This is a genomic window from Wolbachia endosymbiont (group B) of Xanthorhoe designata (assembly GCF_964028585.1).
Taxonomy (GTDB): Bacteria; Pseudomonadota; Alphaproteobacteria; order Rickettsiales; family Anaplasmataceae; genus Wolbachia.
On record NZ_OZ034794.1, the window covers coordinates 331,169 to 349,881 of the forward strand.

The window sequence follows — 18,713 nt, forward strand, 5'->3', positions numbered from 1 at the left end:
AGAAAACTCCTTGATACATTTTGCCAACTCCCTTACCATGACAATAAGCGTATTTATCCTTTAGAATTAATTAAGAGAAAGTTTTTTCTCGACTTGTTGTATAATTTGATAAAAGTGATCAAAATCTAAGCTTGCACTACCAATTAAAACTCCTAATAGATTTGGAATACTGAGCAAGTTTCCTATATTTTCTGAGCTGACTGAGCCACCATATATAATGTGTTTTTTACCAGTACACAATTTTATTATCTCTATCACCTCAGCAATTGCGTCATTATTTGGCACATTTCCTGTTCCTATTGCCCATATCGGTTCGTATGCTATGGTATATTCACCTTGTGTTGGCAAACGGTTTTTGCATTGATATTCTATTACTTCTTTTGTTTTTTTATTTTTATAATCTTCTGAGTTTTCACCTACACAGATGATTGGGTGTAATCCTGATTCTATTGCTGTTTTCGATTTAAGTTTTATTTCACTATCTTTTTCATGAGCCCTTTCAGAATGTCCAAGTATTACGTAACTACATCCTAGTTCCTTCAACATTCCTGCACTAATCTCACCTGTGTAAGAACCGAACTCTTTATGATGGCAATTCTGTCCTCCTATTTTAATATTATTGTTCAACTCTATACTGCTTGGAAATGATGTAAAAGGAGGGCAAATTACTAATTTAGAGGTAATTTCGTTGCTCTTGTTGTTAAGTTTGCCTATAAAGTCAACAAATGAAGAACGTGTTCCATTCATTTTCCAATTTGCTACTATTAAAAAGGACATCAACTTTACTTGTATGGATAAGAGTGCCGGCTGTCGGACTTGAACTAACAACCTACTGATTACAAGTCAGTTGCTCTACCAATTGAGCTAAGCCGGCATTAAATACACTGACAATATACAATTATTGATGAATTTTCGTCAACTAATTTTTAAAATACTGCATACTAAGATCATATGAAAAAATTTTCACTGAAGCCAAAAAAGAGTCTAGGGCAAAATTTTATTTTATCGAATGAGATAACAAAAAGAATAGTTGCCTTAGCTGGTAGCCTGAAAGATTTTAATGTTATTGAAATTGGTCCTGGGTATGGTGCGTTAACAAGAGAAATATTGGCGTATAATCCAAAGTTTCTGCTTTCTATAGAAAAAGATAGTAGTTTAGTGAAACATCACGAACAATTGATAAATGAGAATCAGGGAAAATATAGAATTATAGAAGCAGATGCACTTAATGTTGTAGAAAAAGAGCTGGTAGGATGTCCAGTCAAAGTCATTGCTAACTTGCCTTACAATATCTCAGTAGCGTTATTTTTAAAGTGGTTAAATAATATAAAATTTTTTACGAATTTGACGTTAATGTTCCAAAAGGAGGTAGCAGAGCGTATTACAGCAGAACCTAATTCTAAAGATTATGGTTCCCTATCAGTGCTAAGCCAGTTACTATGCGACATAAAAAAGGAATTTGATATTGAACCTAAGGAATTTTTTCCAAGACCAAAAGTATATTCTTCAGTAATTACAGTAAAACCTTTACCCACTCCAAGATTTGCAGTAAATCTAGAAACCTTAACAAATCTAATACGTGCTGTGTTCGCTCAAAGAAGAAAGATGCTGAGAAATAGCTTGCAAAGTATAACTAGTGATGTCTCAACTATTCTTGAGAATGCTAAACTGAGTGGAGAAGAACGTCCAGAAAGCTTAACTATTGAGCAGTTCTGTTTGCTAGCAAATAATGTAATTTTGCGATAAATATATTAGGAGCTACATCCCTCTTTTATCCTATTTTGATCTAAAAATAGCTGGAGCCAGGCTAATTTTGCAAAAGCTCTATTGCAATTTCATTAATTGGCGTATAAGCTTTAAATAAAGCATATGAAAAAAATGGAAGCTTGTTATTCGTTTGACGATGTACTTCTCTTACCGGCCTATTCTGATGTATTGCCTCGTGATGCAGACACAAGAACTTATCTAACAAATAATATAGAACTAAATATCCCTCTCATATCCTCTGCAATGGACACTGTCACTGAATCAGGCTTTGCAATAGCTATTGCCCAACATGGTGGAATAGGTTGCATACATAAGAATTTATCAATAGATGAACAAGTGTTAGAAGTAAGAGGGGTGAAAAAATATGAAAGCTGGATCGTGTACAACCCAATTACAATTTCCCCAGATAAAACGGTTGCAGAAGCAGTTTCATTAATGAGAGAGTATAATTATTCCGGCATTCCTGTAGTTGATCAACGCAAGTTAGTGGGAATTTTAACTAATCGAGATGTGAGGTTTATTGAAGACCAGAACATGAATATAAAAGTTTCCGAGGTAATGACAAAAGATAAGTTAGTAACAGTTCGAGAGCAGGCAGTAAACAGCGCCTCAGCAATGAAATTGTTGCATGCAAATAGAATAGAGAAGCTTTTGGTTGTTGATGAAAATTCTTGTTGCATAGGTCTAATCACAGTTAAAGACATCGAAAAATACAATAGATATCCAAATTCATGTAAAGACAGTAAAGGTCGACTCAGAGTTGCCGCTGCAATTGGTACTGGTAAAAAAGACGGTATAGAAAGATGTGAAGCTTTGGTCAAAGAAGAAGTTGATGTGGTTATTGTAGATACCGCTCACGGTCATTCCGAGAACGTTATCAGCACCATTAAGGAAATAAAAAAGATGTATCCGAATACGCAACTAATCGGCGGAAATATTACAACAAAGGAGGCTGCTGAAGCGTTAATTGATGCTGGTGTTGATGCAGTGAAAGTTGGAATAGGGCCAGGATCAATTTGTACTACCAGAATAGTTACAGGCGTTGGTATGCCACAATTCTCTGCGATCAAGAATATTGCAGAGGTTTGTAAAACAAAAAACGTCAGACTAATTGCTGATGGTGGAATAAAATATTCGGGAGATGTTGCAAAAGCTATTGCAGCTGGTGCTGATACTGTGATGATAGGTTCAATCTTTGCTGGTACTGAGGAAAGCCCAGGTGAGATTATCATGTATAAGGGTAGAGCATATAAGGAATATCGAGGAATGGGATCTATTAGTGCAATGAAACGAGGGTCAGCTAGCCGTTATTTTCAAGATTCAAAACTTGATTTAGTCCCACAAGGAGTAGAAGCAAGAGTTCCTTTTAAAGGTCCAGCTTCAGGAGTGATCTGTCAGTTAATTGGTGGGTTGCAAGCTGCAATGGGTTACACTGGCAACCGTAACATAGAAGAGATGAAAAAAAACTGCAAATTTGTCACTATTACTTCATCAGGGTTAAGAGAAAGTCATGCTCATGATATAATCATTACACAGGAAGCTCCAAATTACGCTTACCAAGCATCTAGTTTATCATCTGATTCAGAGTAAATACAATCCCCTTTTGAGTGGGTCATGTCAACACTGGTACACAATTGATATTAATATTAAGAGTCAAAAAGATGTCATCTAAGTGGCTGACACTGGAAAATCGATTATAAATAAACTGACTACATAAAATTTTTGATCAAAATCAGTGCTATAAGTTGGAATAGCAACTTAAGATAGATTGCCAGCTTAATATATTTTGATAAATCCAAATTATTTTAGCTATAAGAGAGCTTTGCTTTTTTGCTCCATCATAATAGGCTTACTTTTAGTGATTCATGGAGTTAAAAAAGTCAGCATTGCTCTTTGTTAAAAGTAGTTTATCACGTAAAAACTCCATTGCTTCAACAGATCCCATAGGATTAAGTATCCTACGCAATACCCATATTTTATTTAGTATGGCCTTATCAACTAATAGCTCTTCCTTCCTTGTTCCGGATTTTGTAATATCAATAGCAGGGAATATACGTTTATCAGCAAGTTTTCTATCTAGTATAATTTCAGCATTACCTGTGCCTTTAAACTCTTCAAAAATAACATCATCCATTTTTGAACCAGTTTCTATAAGGGCTGTAGCGATGATTGTCAAAGAACCACCATTTTCAATATTACGAGCTGCTCCAAAAAAGCGTTTTGGTCTTTGCAGCGCATTTGAATCTACACCACCGGTTAGAACCTTTCCAGACGAAGGAATGACTGCATTATAAGCACGTGCAAGGCGAGTTATAGAATCAAGCAAAATCACTACATCTTTTTTGTGTTCAACCATTCTTTTAGCTTTTTCTATTACTATTTCAGCAAGTTGGACATGACGGTAGGCAGGTTCATCAAATGTAGAGCTTACCACTTCACCCTTTACAGAGCGTATCATATCTGTCACCTCTTCGGGTCTTTCATCTATAAGTAATACTATTAGTTCTATTTCAGGATGATTTGTAGCTATAGAGTGAGCCATTTGCTGAAGCAATATCGTTTTTCCTGTACGAGGTGGAGCAACTATCAATGCTCTTTGTCCTTTTCCAAGAGGTGTAACTATATCTACAGCACGCATGTTTATATCTTTTTTATTATCTCCGCTACTGTTGTTTTCAAGAATGAGGCTTTTTTCAGGATAAAGCGGAAGCAAATTATCAAAATGGACGTACTTTCTTAATTCACTGATTTCAGTAGAGTTTATACTTTGAACCTTAGTTAAAGTAAAATATCTTTCTTTATCACCAGGTGGCCTTATTTCTCCACATGCCATATCTCCTGTACGTAAATTAAACTTCTTTATTTGGCCATTGGAAATATAAACATCATCGGTACTTGGAGCATAATTTGCACTTGATGAACGTAAGAAACCAAAACCATCAGGCAATATTTCCACTACTCCACTTCCTGTGGTTATGCCTCCTTCTTCACTCATTTTCTTCATTAAACTGAATATCATTTCCTGTTTTAGCATCCTGCCATTGCCTTTACCACTAGTTGAAATTTTTCTTTCTTCAGCTAGTTCTAACAATTCTTCTGCTGTTTTCTCTTTCAATTCGCTCAGGTCCAATGTTTTCTTGTTTTTTTCAGCACCTTCACTGGTCATTTGTTTTACTGCGTCAGCATTATGAATTTGTTCGCTTTTTTCAGGTTGACCTACAACCTCTCCTTTTGCTAAGACATCTTCATTAATTGTTGTCATAATCCTCCAAAAATTTTAATTGATGCTTACTAACCTAAAATGTGAATATAAAACAATAAATTAGGCTGAGCTAGTTTTTAGTGCGTATTTAGACTTAATTATTATTAAACTAGATACTTTACTTACATTATACTGATAAAAACTAACAAGTCAATCTAATATTAACAAAGTACAAGAATTTGAGAATCATCAATAGCTATTATTTATATTTTTTAATCTTTGTTTCTTCTCTTCTTCTACTTGCGCTTTTTCTACTTCCGCTTCTAAATTTTCCTGGCTACATAAACCAAGTAGTACAGGATCTTGAGGTTTGATATTGAGTATGTTATGATGAGATCTATCTCTTACCTGCTCAACTGTGTAATTTGTTGTACTAACTAGCTTAGCTATCACATTATTGTTCAAGATAGGAAATTTTTTTACCAAATAATAAATCGCATTAGGTTTATCTCTACGCCTTGCTGTGGAAGCAAAGGCAAGAAAGTTAATCGTCTTTGCCCTTTTTTTTATATTTTTTATAATCAAATTTGGTACACGATTTGGATTTTTTTTGCAATTATCGATTTCTTTTTCAGTAATTATTTCAGAAATAATAGGGTCATATTTTTCAACTTCTATTTCCTCATCAGCTATGTCTTGTACTTTTTCAAGGGATAACTTGCAACATTGTGCTATTTGATCAAAAGTTAAGCTAGTGTTATCAACCAACCAAGCAGCTACTTGCATGAGAAATTGTTCATTTCTATCTTTATTGTCTTTAGAAGATTCCATTGACATCGAAAAAACATCTCCCATTTTAATATTCCTTTACTGTTATAGAAATAAAATATAAACCATTAAAACTAAAAAAGCATTAACTTTGTCATCCAATGGCTTTTTGGTTTATATTTCTTATCTCTTAGAGCCTGTTCATAATCTTTTCAGAAGCAAAGCAGCGAAAGCAAGAACGACCATTTGCAGGCTAGTGTTGAGTTTCCGCTCGCAATTTTTCCACAATCGCCTACATTTTTGCAACCAAGCAAAAGATCTCTCAACAACCCATCTTTTCGGCAATACGACAAAGGTGTGTAATTCGCTTCACCTCAACAGTTGCACCAATAGTTACTTTCATCTGTGTTGCAAAATTTTCTCCTGTGTAGCCAGCATCAACTAGTATATTTTTAACTTCAGATAGGTTTTCTTTAGCATTTTTAACCATTCTCACAGCGCTACTACGATCAGTTATTTCTGCCGTTGTTATATAAATTGCGTGGGGTAAACCTTGTGTATCTACCGCAATATGGCGTTTTATTCCTGAAACCTTTTTGCCTGCATCATAGCCTTTTTCTTCAGCAGTATCTGCATTTTTTACGCTTTGTGCATCAATTATGCAGAAGCTGGTTTTTTCTTTCCGACCATTGTTTTGTCGGACCACGCCAACTATTTTTTTTAATACCAGCTCCAGAACACTTTCTTTATTTGCATCTGCTTTTTCACTCCACTTCTTAAAATAGTCGTAACAATTCCGCCATTTTGGAAACTCTTTTGGTAACATTCTCCACTGGCAGCCACTTTTTAAGACGTATAACACTCCACAAAATACATGATATAAATCAAGTGTTCTTGGCTTTGTTTTCTTGCGCACGCTTTCTAAAATTAGTCTAATCTTTTCGAATTTTTCACAACTTATGTCACTTGGATATGTATTCCTCATACTTTACCTCATGTCAACTATACCTCATCTTACCATATTCAGAGATCACTTACAGGCTCTTAGGTTAATATAAGCTTCCATTCAATTTAATACACTACAATATTACATATATTAGCTAATTTGTTAATAGATTTACAAATATTAAATTATTGCTATTCTAAATTTAAGTGTTAGTTAACTGAGTTTACAATGAGTATTAGAAATTTTTTTACCAAGGCAATAGTTCTCCTTTTAGTTTGCTTATTAATCTTTATGGGGATTGGCAATCTTTTATCAAATGATGGTGAAAGGAAAGAATTAGCTAAAGTAGGAAAGGAAGTTATAACATCAGATGAATATAAATTACTATATCAAAATTATGAAAAGCAAATTTCCGGATCTGATGTAAGTAAAGAACAAGTAAAAAAGCTGAAATATGATTTACTTAACGCACTTATAGAGCAAAAACTATTGTTTAACCTAATTAGCGAACTTGGATTAAAAGCTGGAGAAGAATCTATCAAAAGCCATATTAAAAATACCAAGTACTTTCAGGATGATAAAGGAGAATTTGACCATAATAAGTTTCATCAAACTCTAAATAGCCTGCATATAACAGAAAAGGAGTATATAGAAAAGCTAGAGAAAATTCTGCCTGCAATGATGTTCATGACTTCATTATTTAAAGATAATTATCCGGTAACTTTTGGTGAGAGTGTTGATGAGCAGATATACAAAAATCGCTACCAAACTAGAGTAATTGATATTGTTAAAATAACTGGGGATGCAATTATAAACGCTCCTGAACCAGATGATCAAGCCTTACTTGATTTGTATGAAAGAAATAAGTTTAATTTTTATTATCCTGAATATCGAACTGCACAATATATTTCTCTGGATCAAAAGTATTTCGAGGATCAAATCAGAATCTCAGATGAAGAGGTTGATAGTGTAATAGAACATCAGGAACTTAAAGATCAAAGAGACATATTTAATGTGATATTTTCTACCAAAGAAAAAGCTGAAATAGCAAGAAGGGCGCTTGAAGAAAGTAAAGCAAGCCTTGAACACATAATAGAAGAGTTCAGTAAAGTAAAACTTGAAGAAACCAGAGTAAATAATATAACTAAGGATTTCTTACCTGAAAATATGAGAGAAAAGGTATTTGCTCTCAAAACAGGTGAAGTAAGTGAAGTTTTAACAAGCAATTTTGGATGGCACGTAATAAAGGTAGAAAGCATACATAAAATCTCTGATGAAGACTTGGTTGATTTAAAAAAAGACATAAGGTCAGTTTTAACCAATCAAAAGTCTTTTGAAAAAGTCAATGATTTCATAAATCAAGTGAATTATAAGATATACAATGGTGCAACGATTGAAGAAATCTCCAATAATTACAATTTACCTATACAAACCATTGGTCCAGTAGATGCTAGTGGAAAAGACCAAAGTGGTAATGAAGTAGGAAATTTCAGTGATTTCATTTCTTTCATTTTTTCACGCGAGAAAGATCAGAAGAGTTATTTTAAGGGTATTGGAGATACTGTTGTTGGTGTAAAAATCAGTGATATCGTTCCTCCTAAATTACAAAATTTTGAAGAAAGTAGGGAATCAGCCATAAAGCTTTGGCGTAGTGAATTTATAAAAGAAAGAATGTTTAAAATGGGACAAGAAGTAGCAGTTCAACTAAGAGAAAAGATAGATTTGGAAGAAATGCAAGGTATAAAATTGGTTAAAGGCCAGCAAATACAACGCAATGAACAAAACTACCCTTTTTCTTTCATAGAAGAGATTTTCAATATGAAAACAACTAATTCGGTAACAGATCCTATTCAATACAATAATGAAATTATAATAGGCGTTCTAAAAGAAATGCATTCATCAAATGGTAAATTAAACATGCTTGACACCGGAAAACGTGTGATGATATCGCTAAAGGAACAGTTAATTAGCTATCTAAAATCAAAGTATAGAGTAGAAGTTAATCATGCTATGATTGATGATATATAAAAAAGTTTATTATCCTAGATCTTCCTTTTATGAGTGATTGTAGGGGGCTATATTGTATTTTTAGGTAAAAGAGGTACAATTAGTTTGACTTGAGCTGTTTATTGTATTTAAATTGTAATTAATATATGAATAAAGGTTGACATGGCAGTTAAAATAAGGTTAGCAAGGTTTGGGGCAAAGAAACGTCCTTTTTATAGGATAGTTATAGCCGACTCACGAGCACCAAGAGATGGGCGCTTTATCGAGAGAATAGGACAATATGATCCAATGTTGCCAAAAGACAATAAAAATCGTGTTGTAGTGAAAGCTGATAGGTTAAAACATTGGCTAAGTGTGGGGGCGCAGGCAACTGAAAGGGTACTGTGGTTCATTAAAAAAGGCGTAGTAACTTTAGAAGCAGAGCCAAAAAAGATAGAAAAGGAGAAAGTTAAAAAGGCACAAGAAGCATAAGTCCTCTTAAATGCTAAACACTGATTTAACAAAAAGTAGTAAATTAGATGATATTGTATCTTCTGATTTATTGGCTATGAATGACTTTATCTTCAAAAATGTCAATGATGAAGGTACTAAGCTTGCTACCGATATTACATCTCATCTTATTAATTCAGGAGGAAAAAAGATAAGGCCTAAGCTCATTTTTATTATGTGTAAAATGCTGAATTACTCTGGAGAGAGTAGGGTCAACATTGCTGCATCGGTAGAATTTATACACAACGCTACTTTACTTCATGATGATGTGCTTGATGAAAGTAAGGCACGCCATGGAGTTGCAACAGCAAATAAAATTTGGGGGAATAAATCAAGCATTTTAGTTGGTGATCTATTATTGACCTTAGCATTTAGATGGCTTATAGAATGTGGGAATTTAAATGTTCTCTCTATTTTATCTAAGGCATCTAATTTGCTTGTCAAGGGTGAGATAAAGCAGATGACAACGCGTTTTGACCCTAACACAATTAGGAAAAATTATTTTAATATCATTGGAGAAAAGACAGCATCTTTATTTTCTGCATGCTGCGAGGCTGCATCAGTAGTATCTGGAGCCACAAGTGACGAAACAGAGAGGCTAAGGAATTTCGGGTTTAATTTTGGTATGGCATTCCAAATAATTGATGACGTGCTAGATTATACTGCTAATCAAGGCACTTTAGGAAAGCAACTTGGAAAAGATTTCTTTGAAGGTAAAGTTACTTTACCTTCTATTATAGCATATGAAAAAGGCAGCCCATCAGAACAAAAATTCTGGGAGAAATCTTTTTCTTCAGCTAGACACAATTTTGACCAAGCATTACAATATATTAATCATCATAATGCCATTCATGTTTCTATGGAAGAAGCTAAACACTATGTTAATATGGCGCAAAGTAATATTGATACTTTTTCTGATTCTCTTTATAAAACTGCTTTGATTGACTTTTTAAATGCAAGCATAGAAAGACAAGGATAGCTAACGCTTGATATTTTTAGATTGATTGTTATATATTTATTAAGTTTGTAAGGGTGAATGATATGTCAGATAGTAATAAAGAGAAAAAAAAGAAATTTGCAGATATGGTCAGTAAACGAAAAGGGGATGATCAAGAAGATCAGCAAACAGGTGATTTAAGTGAAGAGCTTAATATATTAAAAGAACGTGCAGTTCAGCTTGAAGATCATTTACGTCGCGCTGTTGCGGATAATGAAAACGTTAAACGTATAATGCAAAAGCAAATTAGCGATGCAAGTGATTATGCAGTCACAAAATTTGCACGTGATATGATCGACTCTTGTGACAATTTAAAAAAAGCAATGGAAAACTTGAAAGATGGTGATCCTATTCATGAAGGAATAAAAGTGGCGCACCAAAAGATTGTGAGTGATCTAAAAAAACATGGAATAGAAGAAATAGATCCAATAGGTAACTCTTTTGACAGCAATTTACATCAAGCTGTTGTGGAAAGAGAAGATAATGAAAAAGAGCCTGGCACTATTGTAGAAGTACTACAAACTGGTTATACCATTAAAAATAGGTTGCTTCGTCCTGCAATGGTTATTCTTTCTAAAAAATCTGCTGATTGCGAAAGTAACTAATAAAACACTCAAGGTATGACAGAAGTTGTCTTCTCAGGTATTCAGCCAAGTGGAGTATTACACTTGGGCAATTATCTTGGTGCAATTAAGCAGTGGATAGGCTTGCAGGATAAATATAAATCTCTTTTTTGTGTTGTTGATCTGCATGCAATCACAGCAAATAAGCTTCCCGCAAATGAATTAAAAAATAATATTTTTAAAGCAGCAGCAACTTATATTGCATGTGGAATAGATCCGGAAAAGTCGATTATTTTCAATCAATCCGCAGTTAGTGGTCATGCAGAATTGGGCTGGCTGCTAGGGTGCTATACACCAATTGGTTGGCTTAATCGTATGACTCAATTTAAAGATAAGGCTGGAAGCGATAAACAAAAAGCTTCTCTTGGGTTATACAGCTACCCAGTACTTATGGCTGCGGATATATTGCTGTATCAAACTAAATACGTTCCTGTTGGCGATGATCAAAAACAGCATTTAGAACTTGCACATGATATTTCATCAGCTTTTAACAATCATTATAAATGTAGTCATTTCATCATACCTGAAATCTTAACTTTGGATTGTACATCAAGGATAATGAGCTTAAGAGATGGAGCAAGCAAGATGAGCAAATCTGATCCTTCAGAATATTCATGCATTAACCTTAACGATACAAATGACTTAATTGTCAAGAAAATAGAAAAAGCAAAAACAGATTCAATTCTAGGCTTTGATTTTTCTACTTTAAAGTGTCGTCCAGAAATAAGCAATTTGATAAATATTTATTCAGTGCTTAGTGGTTTAAATGTAGAAAAAGTGTGTAAAAAAGTGGATAAACATGACATGAAGAACTTTAAAAAAGAGTTAGCTGACTTAATCATCAGCGTTATATCACCCATACGCGAGAAGATGAATAGTCTTCTAAAAGATCAGCTTCATTTACATAAAATATTAAAACAAGGTACAGAAAAAGCAGCAGAGATTGCAAATAACAATATAAAAAAGATCAAGGATATTATAGGGTTTGCTCAATAGGTTACAACTATTTCTTCCCATGGCTTTCAAATCGTGCAGCTATTTTCTTTACGCTGACGTGCGTGAGAATAGGCTTTGTATTAACTGAAGGCTTGGGATCGGACTTTGCTGTTATGGGGTTCATTTTAGATCTTTTATTTCCCGCCGGAAATGATTGAGATTGGGAGGCAGTTTTTTGCGATGGTGCAGGATCTTTCTTCATACCGATATCTGCTTGTGTTGCAGGGGTGGCTTTGCTCTTAGCAACTTGATTTTGCTCAAATTTTCCTACTATTGACTTTACTCTACCGTCCTTCTTGCTATTTACTTTTTCTTTTATAATAACCGCTTTTACTTCTGATGCTGCTTTATCAGCAGATTTTTTCAGGATTGGTTTACTTTCAGCTGATTTTTGCGAAGTCACTTCTACTATTATTGGTTTCGTGCTCACTTGTTGATCAACAATATCTAGCCTTTTAGGATTTGACAGTATTTCAGATTTATCTTCTTTAGTTTCTTGCCTAATTTCTTGATTGGCAGCGTTTAGTGCTGGTGGCTCTGGAGCCTGTCTCTTTTTATATCCTTTTCTTGTTCCTGCATTTTTCTTAGGTTTCGTTTTGTGAGTTGGCTCCTTTTTAGCTAACTTTGAGTCTTCCGGATCTTTTGTTGAAGATTTACTACTTTTCTCTTGATAATTTGATATTTCCTCATGTCCAGACTCTTCACTTAATGAACTTTCATAGCCTGAATCTTCAGGAGATACATTCTCTATTTCTGGTTTAAAGTGTACCTTTTTTGAGGCAGTAGGAGGTGGCGGAGGTGCTGTTGTTGGCCGTTTTATTCTCTTCATAACTAATTTTCCTACCGGCTGTTTTCCTTCTTGCAGCTTAGGAGTATCTTCCTTCTGCTTTGATGTCGTTTTATTTTCTGTGCTTACTTCGTATGATTTATGTTCTTTATTGCCTTTTCCACTCTGCTTCGAATCTAAAATTTCTTTAAGTCCTTTCTTGAATAGATTAATTGTACTTAAAATATTTGTGTATTCGGCTGCTTTTTCTATAGTGAAACCTGATAATTCATCACCAACAAAATTTTTTATGTCATTATCATTAGTTGGAATATCTTTTCCCAAGACTCTATCTAATATCCCTTTTAATGTTCCAATAAAACCGAGTGGCTTTGTGCTCAAAGGTTCTATATAGTTATTCAAGTCGCTATATATAACAAATTTGGCTACATCTTTTGCATTGTTTGTAAAATTCTTCAGAGCTTGAGATAAATCTTTCAGTGTTTCATCATATTGTTCATTAATTTTTTTGTATCCTTTAGCTTTATGACTCTTATCAAAGAATTGAGATTTTTATCATAATTGTCACTTTTAAATAGATCATTCATACCAATTACTGTTTATCGTTTACTTAAATATAAATTCAAAGTATTAAGACCGAGTAAATGTTATATGACTTATCCTCTGACTCATAAACGCTTGCGTTCCTTAATGTGCAAAAAAATTTCAATAATCTTCAATCAGCAATAGTATAGAAATCCAAAAAACAAGTAGCTAACACTGGAATCTAGGAATTATGATTGGGCACAAGTTGATGAGTATAGTTATTTTATGTTGAAATACAGCATTTATGGAAAGATTAGATGTCAGTCTAGAATGACACCCTTTCTGGAAAACTCAGATTACAGTGTTTGTATAACTTAATAATTAGAAACTAAAGGAGTTCTTTTTTAAAAAACTTAAGTTATACTCATAAGTACTTGATACTTTTGTAGTGATTATGTCCAATTTTAAAAATAACTCCTGTTTTTATGGCGATAATGTCGAATTTGTGGAAGAAATTTATAGCCGTTACTTGCAAGGCGATAAATCAATTGGAGAAGATTGGTACAGAATTTTTTCGAGCAATTTAGAAGTTAATAAAGCAGAACCCTGCAGAGCACAGAATGAAGCCAAGGTAGATGCTGATGATTTAGCAAATTTTTTCAGATCTTACGGTCACTTTTTTGCAGACTTAAATCCATTATCAACGAATGTAAATAAGGAAATAGATTATCAAAAATACTTGAATCTTTCTCCTACAAGTGACACTAGAATCTACAGAGATATTTACTGCAAGAATATCGGTTTTGAATTTATGCATATTTCCTCTTATGAGGAAAGAGTTTGGCTGCAGGAGAAAATTGAAAATCAGGTCTATACGCTAAGCCCTCAGGATAAAAAAGAAATACTAAGGCACTTGATTGAATCTGAGATGTTCGAGCAATTTCTCCATATGAAATTTCCTGGATATAAGCGTTTTTCTATCGAAGGTGGGGAGTCAGCCATTGTTGCAATTGAAAGAGTTATTAGTGATTCTGCAGCTTTTGGTATTGAAGAAATAGTTCTTGGTATGGCCCACCGAGGACGGCTTAATGTTCTAACCAAAGTTATGGGGAAAGAATATGCGGCAATGCTGTCTGAATTTCAAGGCAACCTTGCATATCCAAGTGGTCTTGAGGTATCTGGTGATGTCAAATATCACCTTGGTTACTCTTCTGATCGAGCACTTGCTGGTGGTAAAAAAATACACTTAAGTTTATGTCCTAACCCATCTCACCTTGAGGCGGTAAATCCGGTTCTAGCTGGAAGAGTGGGGGCAAAACAAAATATGAGATCTGTGCTTGGAATATCAATTCATGGTGATGCAGCTTTTATCGGGCAGGGAGTGGTTGCCGAAACCCTGACTTTGAGCAACATTGAAGGTTATAAAGTTGGTGGTATCGTTCATATTGTCATCAATAACCAAGTTGGTTTTACTGCGAATCCTCGTTGTGCACGCTCTTCTTTTTATTGTACTGATGTAGCAAAATCAATAGAAGCTCCAATATTTCATGTTAATGGAGATAATCCAGAAGCCGTGAGTTTTGCCGCGAGTTTGGCAATGGAGTATGTGCAGAAATTTAAAAAGGATGTGGTGATTGACATAATATGCTACCGCAAATATGGCCATAATGAAGGCGATGAACCAAATTTTACTCAGCCACTTATGTATAAAGCAATATCAAGGCATAAAACTCCGGGAGCAATTTACGAAGAGAAGCTGGCTGCAGAGAAAGTCCTAATTAGTGATGAAGTAAGTAAATTGCGCAGCGAATTTAGGGTAAGGTTGGATAAAAGTCTTGCTGAGTCAGTGACTTACACTCCAAAAAAAGCTGATTGGTTTGATGGAGTGTGGTCGAAATTGAGAAGAGCAAAGTTGAACGATTTGAGTGAATATTATACGGACTCTGGTGTTTCACCAGATGAGCTAAAAAAATTAGGTGTACACATAAATAGCAATATTCCAAGTAGCTTCAATATCAATAATAAGGTTAGAAAAATACTCGATGGCAGAATAGACAGTATAAATTCCGGTAGCAACATAGACTGGGCAACTGCTGAAAGTCTTGCATTCGCGTCATTGCTTAAAGAAGGAATAGGAGTGCGCTTGTCAGGCCAAGACTCTGGCCGCGGCACCTTCTCGCACCGTCATTCAAGACTTATCAATCAAGCAACGGAAGAAGAGTTTATTCCACTAAACAACATAAGTGAGAAGCAAGCTCGCTTTGAAGTTATAGATAGCGCACTATCTGAGTATGCTGTGATGGGTTTTGAATATGGATATAGCCTTGACTCTCCATATTCACTGGTGCTCTGGGAAGGGCAATTTGGTGATTTTGCAAATGGTGCGCAAATCATTATCGACCAGTTTATTGCATCAGCAGAAACAAAGTGGTTGCGATCAAGTGGTCTAGTTTTACTTTTGCCTCATGGTTATGAAGGGCAGGGGCCTGAGCATAGTTCTGCTCGTATAGAGAGGTTTTTGCAACTCTGTGCAGAGGATAATATGCAGGTGGTTAATTGCTCTACTCCTGCGAATTATTTTCATGTTTTACGCCGACAAATTAATCGAGATTTTCGTAAGCCTTTAGTGGTGTTTACACCTAAATCACTATTGCGTCATAAAAGCGCAGTTTCTAACCTTTCTGACTTTGAAGGAAAATTTCTTACGGTAATTCCAGAGTGTAGAACAGGTTTAGTTGCAAGTGATAAAATACGTAAAGTTGTAATATGTAGTGGTAAAGTTTATTACGACATAATTGAAATGCTTGAAGCACAAAAAATAAACGATATAGCAGTAGTGCGTTTAGAACAATTTTATCCATTCCCGGCCGATAAACTAAACAATGAACTCGAAAAATATAAGAACGCTGAAATTATATGGTGTCAAGAGGAACCAAAAAATATGGGAGGATGGTTTTTTGTTAATCTGTTAATAGAAGAGATTCTATCTAATCTAGACACTCAAGCAAAAAGGCCTAAGTGCATTGCAAGACCTGCTGCTGCATCTCCTGCATGTGGTTATGCTAATGTCCATGCTCAACAACAAGCAGAAATTTTGAAGCAAGTTGCGCAGGCACAACTGTACAAACACTAAGTGGCTTCAAGCAGGCTCATATAATTAGATGCTGGCACCTAGATAACTCATAGCAATAAAAAATTTCCCATGTTACAAAAAAGATTGTGGCGAGCAAAGCTAGTTTACAGATTCTTAAATTTTATATTCTATGACTAGAATAAATTTAAGGAGTATTTTATGAATAATAATAACACTTTCCAATTACAATCTTATGCTATTACAAAAAAAGAAGAGAGACCAAATTCTCGAATAGATATTAAGGTTGAAAATGACGAACTTATTGATGTCAAAACAGGTGAATCTACTGGCAAAAACTATGAAGAATGCTTCAAGGTTATGCTAAATAATAAAGATAATATTACACTGAATCAATACGATAGGCTTGAAGGAGAATGTAATGATAGTGAATGCCAAGCTTGTATGGATGCAATGAATGCTGCTATAATAGGGGTCATCTGGCTTGAATCTTAAGACATAAAGGTGAGGGCGCTTTTAAGAATAAAATAAATGGAGTAAGAAAAATCAGCGAACATGTTTTTGGATATTGTGCTTAATCTGAAACCAATAGCGTTCAGTAGAATTGAGATCAGGTGAGTAAATGGGAAAAACGAAATCTTATATTCTTCTGATTCTATTAAAACTCTCACTCTTAGCGTTTTATGAAAACATATGATTGATTTTTTTTTTACTTCGGTATGGTAAGTTCCAATTTTGGAATTTCTTGCAGCTATTTCAGAAGTAGTGATGTATCAAGCAGAAATCGTAAAAGTACAAACACCGAACGGCTTCAAGTAGACTTATTAATTAGACGCTAGCACTTAGATAACTTACAACAATCAAATCTCTTATATACTCATACAAATATAAAAAGACTTTTATTTTTTTATAAAAGTATAATATTTATTAAGATTTTCATTTATTTTTCTCAAAATAGTTAATATAGTAAATATTAATATTAATTAATATGAGATATACATGAAGACAGAAACATTTGAGAGGTTAATAGGGCAAACTAGACTACGCAGAAATAGTAAAGCTGAGATCATAAAGTTAAATAGAAACAAAAAGGCTTTTATAGATGAGGATAAAAAGTCTATCGAATTAGCTGAGGCTATTTTTGCAGAAAATAATATGTTTCGTTTTCGCAAACCAGGTCTTGCTACGGATTACATTTTGCACAAACTAATAAATGATAAAAAGCTTCTTGAGGAAATGAAAGATAGAGGTACAAGTATAATACGTCTTTTTTCTTTGCTATCAATGTATCGTAATCTTCCCGATTGCTATGTTGTGAAAAAAGAAGGATGTATTACTGAGTTTGGAATACTTACTGATGTTGACGAATGTTTAGAATCAGTACCTTTAGAAGACTTTATACTTATTGAGTCTGTTTCGTACCTAGAGTACATTTTGTTTGATAATAATAATATTAGAAATAGGTTAGTTGAAGATTTAACTAAAGATAAAACAAAATTAGATATTTTCATAAATGGAATTTTGGCAATATATAGCAAAGAGGAAGCAAAATTAGATATTGCCCTAAATGTAATTTTAGCAATAAATAGCTCGGATTTGGTATTATCTTATATCAACACAATGGAGGCTTTTAATGAGGAAGCTAGAAATTTTGTTAATCTCTTACAGAAAAAACATGCTAGATAAAATCTTAAATAAAGATGATAAAACACTTGCAAAAATAGCTATAAAGGAGTTGTTAAAACTTTCTATTTTACAGGGAAGAGAAAATACTACATTAGTAGAATCTCCTCAAATTTCAAGTGTGGAATATTGTAATGGGCGATAGACTTTAAAATACACTGAGGCTCATATTTAAATATGAGCCTCAGTGTCTCTTGATTTTTGTAGTGGCTGAATAGCTTACTTCACTTCCACCAAAGGAATATTATTCCAACTGTTACTGCTGTAGTTGTCAATAGAAGCGTTTAGGTAATCTGTATCAAAGCGTACTGGTACATCAAATTCGAAGCTTGCGGTGATTATCATGCCTTTTGCTAGTGGTTTCATAAATTCTATTTCTCCAGTTGAATAATTTACTGAGTATTTTTCTGTCTCTACACCATCTAGGTAAATTTTTATTGTATCATGCACTGGCTTTTTAATCATACGTGTATGTTTGTCCTTTCCACTTATGTAAGTTTTCATCAGTTGAAAGATCATTTTTTTATTGTCTCCTATGCCAATTTCTTGATTGGTAACTGTAAAGTCTGACCAATCTTTAAAACGAAACCCTATTGCTTTACCCTTTCGTGCTTGAAAAAATGTTATGAGCTCTGTTAGCTGCTCGTTTGACCTAACTCCATAAGCTATGTTATACCTGGCACGTGCACGAGACCAATTAATATTGCGCTGTTCACAACCATTATGAGTTGTTACAACGTCAGTGGAAAATTCCGGTCCTCCAGTGGAACCATAAGATATATTTTCTGGAAATCTAATTTCTGTAAATGACATATTTCCTCCTGTGAAAACA

16 protein-coding genes, 1 tRNA gene and 1 pseudogene are annotated in these 18,713 nt (G+C 34.2%); 11 read left to right on the forward strand and 7 right to left on the reverse strand.

What is annotated here, in order from left to right; all coding sequences use genetic code 11:
• Positions 1–66: 66 nt before the first annotated feature.
• The gene (locus ABWU64_RS01560) at positions 67–777 is read right to left on the reverse strand and encodes a triosephosphate isomerase (RefSeq protein ID WP_341815426.1); all 711 of its coding nucleotides are present in this window, start codon (positions 775–777) and stop codon (positions 67–69) included.
• A 24-nt stretch (positions 778–801) separates the two neighbouring features.
• Positions 802–874 (reverse strand) — tRNA-Thr (locus tag ABWU64_RS01565).
• A 77-nt stretch (positions 875–951) separates the two neighbouring features.
• On the opposite strand from ABWU64_RS01565, the gene rsmA reads away from it, so the two are divergent.
• Both rsmA and guaB read left to right on the forward strand, forming a co-directional pair.
• The gene (gene rsmA / locus ABWU64_RS01570) at positions 952–1,746 is read left to right on the forward strand and encodes a 16S rRNA (adenine(1518)-N(6)/adenine(1519)-N(6))-dimethyltransferase RsmA (RefSeq protein ID WP_353279706.1); all 795 of its coding nucleotides are present in this window, start codon (positions 952–954) and stop codon (positions 1,744–1,746) included.
• 123 nt (positions 1,747–1,869) lie between these two features.
• Entirely contained in the window at positions 1,870–3,357 is a 1,488-nt protein-coding gene (guaB, locus tag ABWU64_RS01575; protein ID WP_353279707.1) for an IMP dehydrogenase, read from the forward strand.
• A 265-nt stretch (positions 3,358–3,622) separates the two neighbouring features.
• Here the strand turns inward: guaB and rho are convergent, their stop codons facing one another.
• The 3 genes and pseudogenes from rho to ABWU64_RS01590 all read right to left on the reverse strand — a co-directional run bounded on the left by rho (position 3,623) and on the right by ABWU64_RS01590 (position 6,722).
• Positions 3,623–5,029, reverse strand: coding sequence for a transcription termination factor Rho (gene rho / locus ABWU64_RS01580; protein ID WP_010402274.1), 1,407 nt, complete (start codon positions 5,027–5,029; stop codon positions 3,623–3,625).
• Between the two features lie 189 nt (positions 5,030–5,218).
• On the reverse strand, positions 5,219–5,824 hold the full coding sequence (locus tag ABWU64_RS01585; protein WP_015587801.1) for a cell cycle transcriptional regulator TrcR: 606 nt from the start codon (positions 5,822–5,824) through the stop codon (positions 5,219–5,221).
• A 114-nt stretch (positions 5,825–5,938) separates the two neighbouring features.
• Positions 5,939–6,722, reverse strand: a pseudogene (locus tag ABWU64_RS01590) (IS5 family transposase).
• Positions 6,723–6,911: 189 nt separating this feature from the next.
• Between ABWU64_RS01590 and ABWU64_RS01595 the strand changes: the two are divergent.
• From ABWU64_RS01595 to trpS, 5 genes are all read left to right on the forward strand, one after another.
• Positions 6,912–8,711 (forward strand): peptidylprolyl isomerase, encoded by a 1,800-nt coding sequence (locus ABWU64_RS01595; RefSeq protein WP_353279709.1) that lies wholly within the window; start codon positions 6,912–6,914, stop codon positions 8,709–8,711.
• A 141-nt stretch (positions 8,712–8,852) separates the two neighbouring features.
• Positions 8,853–9,161: a 30S ribosomal protein S16 gene (gene rpsP, locus ABWU64_RS01600; RefSeq protein WP_015587798.1), complete on the forward strand. Its 309-nt coding sequence runs from the start codon at positions 8,853–8,855 to the stop codon at positions 9,159–9,161.
• Positions 9,162–9,171: 10 nt separating this feature from the next.
• Complete coding sequence (locus tag ABWU64_RS01605; protein ID WP_341815423.1) at positions 9,172–10,158, forward strand: polyprenyl synthetase family protein; 987 nt, start codon at positions 9,172–9,174, stop codon at positions 10,156–10,158.
• 62 nt (positions 10,159–10,220) lie between these two features.
• A complete protein-coding gene (locus ABWU64_RS01610) occupies positions 10,221–10,781 on the forward strand; it encodes a nucleotide exchange factor GrpE (protein WP_007301960.1) in 561 nt (186 codons plus the stop codon).
• A 15-nt stretch (positions 10,782–10,796) separates the two neighbouring features.
• Positions 10,797–11,795 carry a tryptophan--tRNA ligase gene (gene trpS, locus ABWU64_RS01615; protein ID WP_341815422.1) on the forward strand — a complete coding sequence of 333 codons (999 nt, stop codon included), beginning with the start codon at positions 10,797–10,799 and terminating at the stop codon, positions 11,793–11,795.
• Between the two features lie 7 nt (positions 11,796–11,802).
• On the opposite strand, the gene ABWU64_RS01620 is transcribed toward trpS, so the two are convergent.
• The gene (locus ABWU64_RS01620; RefSeq protein ID WP_353279710.1) at positions 11,803–12,984 is read right to left on the reverse strand and encodes a hypothetical protein; all 1,182 of its coding nucleotides are present in this window, start codon (positions 12,982–12,984) and stop codon (positions 11,803–11,805) included.
• Between the two features lie 577 nt (positions 12,985–13,561).
• Between ABWU64_RS01620 and ABWU64_RS01625 the strand changes: the two genes are divergently transcribed.
• From ABWU64_RS01625 to ABWU64_RS01640, 4 genes are all read left to right on the forward strand, one after another.
• A complete protein-coding gene (locus ABWU64_RS01625; RefSeq protein WP_353279711.1) occupies positions 13,562–16,240 on the forward strand; it encodes a 2-oxoglutarate dehydrogenase E1 component in 2,679 nt (892 codons plus the stop codon).
• A 159-nt stretch (positions 16,241–16,399) separates the two neighbouring features.
• Positions 16,400–16,693, forward strand: a complete 294-nt coding sequence (locus ABWU64_RS01630; RefSeq protein WP_041581313.1) for a hypothetical protein — start codon at positions 16,400–16,402, stop codon at positions 16,691–16,693.
• A 504-nt stretch (positions 16,694–17,197) separates the two neighbouring features.
• The gene (locus ABWU64_RS01635) at positions 17,198–17,884 is read left to right on the forward strand and encodes a hypothetical protein (protein ID WP_353279712.1); all 687 of its coding nucleotides are present in this window, start codon (positions 17,198–17,200) and stop codon (positions 17,882–17,884) included.
• Positions 17,874–18,026 carry a hypothetical protein gene (locus ABWU64_RS01640; RefSeq protein WP_353279713.1) on the forward strand — a complete coding sequence of 51 codons (153 nt, stop codon included), beginning with the start codon at positions 17,874–17,876 and terminating at the stop codon, positions 18,024–18,026. Before ABWU64_RS01635 ends, ABWU64_RS01640 begins: the two co-directional genes overlap by 11 nt.
• Before the next feature lie 74 nt (positions 18,027–18,100).
• Here the strand turns inward: ABWU64_RS01640 and ABWU64_RS01645 are convergent, their stop codons facing one another.
• The gene (locus ABWU64_RS01645; protein ID WP_341815418.1) at positions 18,101–18,694 is read right to left on the reverse strand and encodes a TIGR02217 family protein; all 594 of its coding nucleotides are present in this window, start codon (positions 18,692–18,694) and stop codon (positions 18,101–18,103) included.
• Positions 18,695–18,713 lie beyond the last annotated feature (19 nt).

Coding starts and splice junctions, on each gene's coding strand:
- ABWU64_RS01560 (WP_341815426.1), bottom strand. CDS start 777: ATGTCCTTTTTAATAGTAGCAAATTGGAAAATGAATGGAACACGTTCT.
- rsmA (WP_353279706.1), top strand. CDS start 952: ATGAAAAAATTTTCACTGAAGCCAAAAAAGAGTCTAGGGCAAAATTTT.
- guaB (WP_353279707.1), top strand. CDS start 1,870: ATGAAAAAAATGGAAGCTTGTTATTCGTTTGACGATGTACTTCTCTTA.
- rho (WP_010402274.1), bottom strand. CDS start 5,029: ATGACAACAATTAATGAAGATGTCTTAGCAAAAGGAGAGGTTGTAGGT.
- ABWU64_RS01585 (WP_015587801.1), bottom strand. CDS start 5,824: ATGGGAGATGTTTTTTCGATGTCAATGGAATCTTCTAAAGACAATAAA.
- ABWU64_RS01595 (WP_353279709.1), top strand. CDS start 6,912: ATGAGTATTAGAAATTTTTTTACCAAGGCAATAGTTCTCCTTTTAGTT.
- rpsP (WP_015587798.1), top strand. CDS start 8,853: ATGGCAGTTAAAATAAGGTTAGCAAGGTTTGGGGCAAAGAAACGTCCT.
- ABWU64_RS01605 (WP_341815423.1), top strand. CDS start 9,172: ATGCTAAACACTGATTTAACAAAAAGTAGTAAATTAGATGATATTGTA.
- ABWU64_RS01610 (WP_007301960.1), top strand. CDS start 10,221: ATGTCAGATAGTAATAAAGAGAAAAAAAAGAAATTTGCAGATATGGTC.
- trpS (WP_341815422.1), top strand. CDS start 10,797: ATGACAGAAGTTGTCTTCTCAGGTATTCAGCCAAGTGGAGTATTACAC.
- ABWU64_RS01625 (WP_353279711.1), top strand. CDS start 13,562: ATGTCCAATTTTAAAAATAACTCCTGTTTTTATGGCGATAATGTCGAA.
- ABWU64_RS01630 (WP_041581313.1), top strand. CDS start 16,400: ATGAATAATAATAACACTTTCCAATTACAATCTTATGCTATTACAAAA.
- ABWU64_RS01635 (WP_353279712.1), top strand. CDS start 17,198: ATGAAGACAGAAACATTTGAGAGGTTAATAGGGCAAACTAGACTACGC.
- ABWU64_RS01640 (WP_353279713.1), top strand. CDS start 17,874: ATGCTAGATAAAATCTTAAATAAAGATGATAAAACACTTGCAAAAATA.
- ABWU64_RS01645 (WP_341815418.1), bottom strand. CDS start 18,694: ATGTCATTTACAGAAATTAGATTTCCAGAAAATATATCTTATGGTTCC.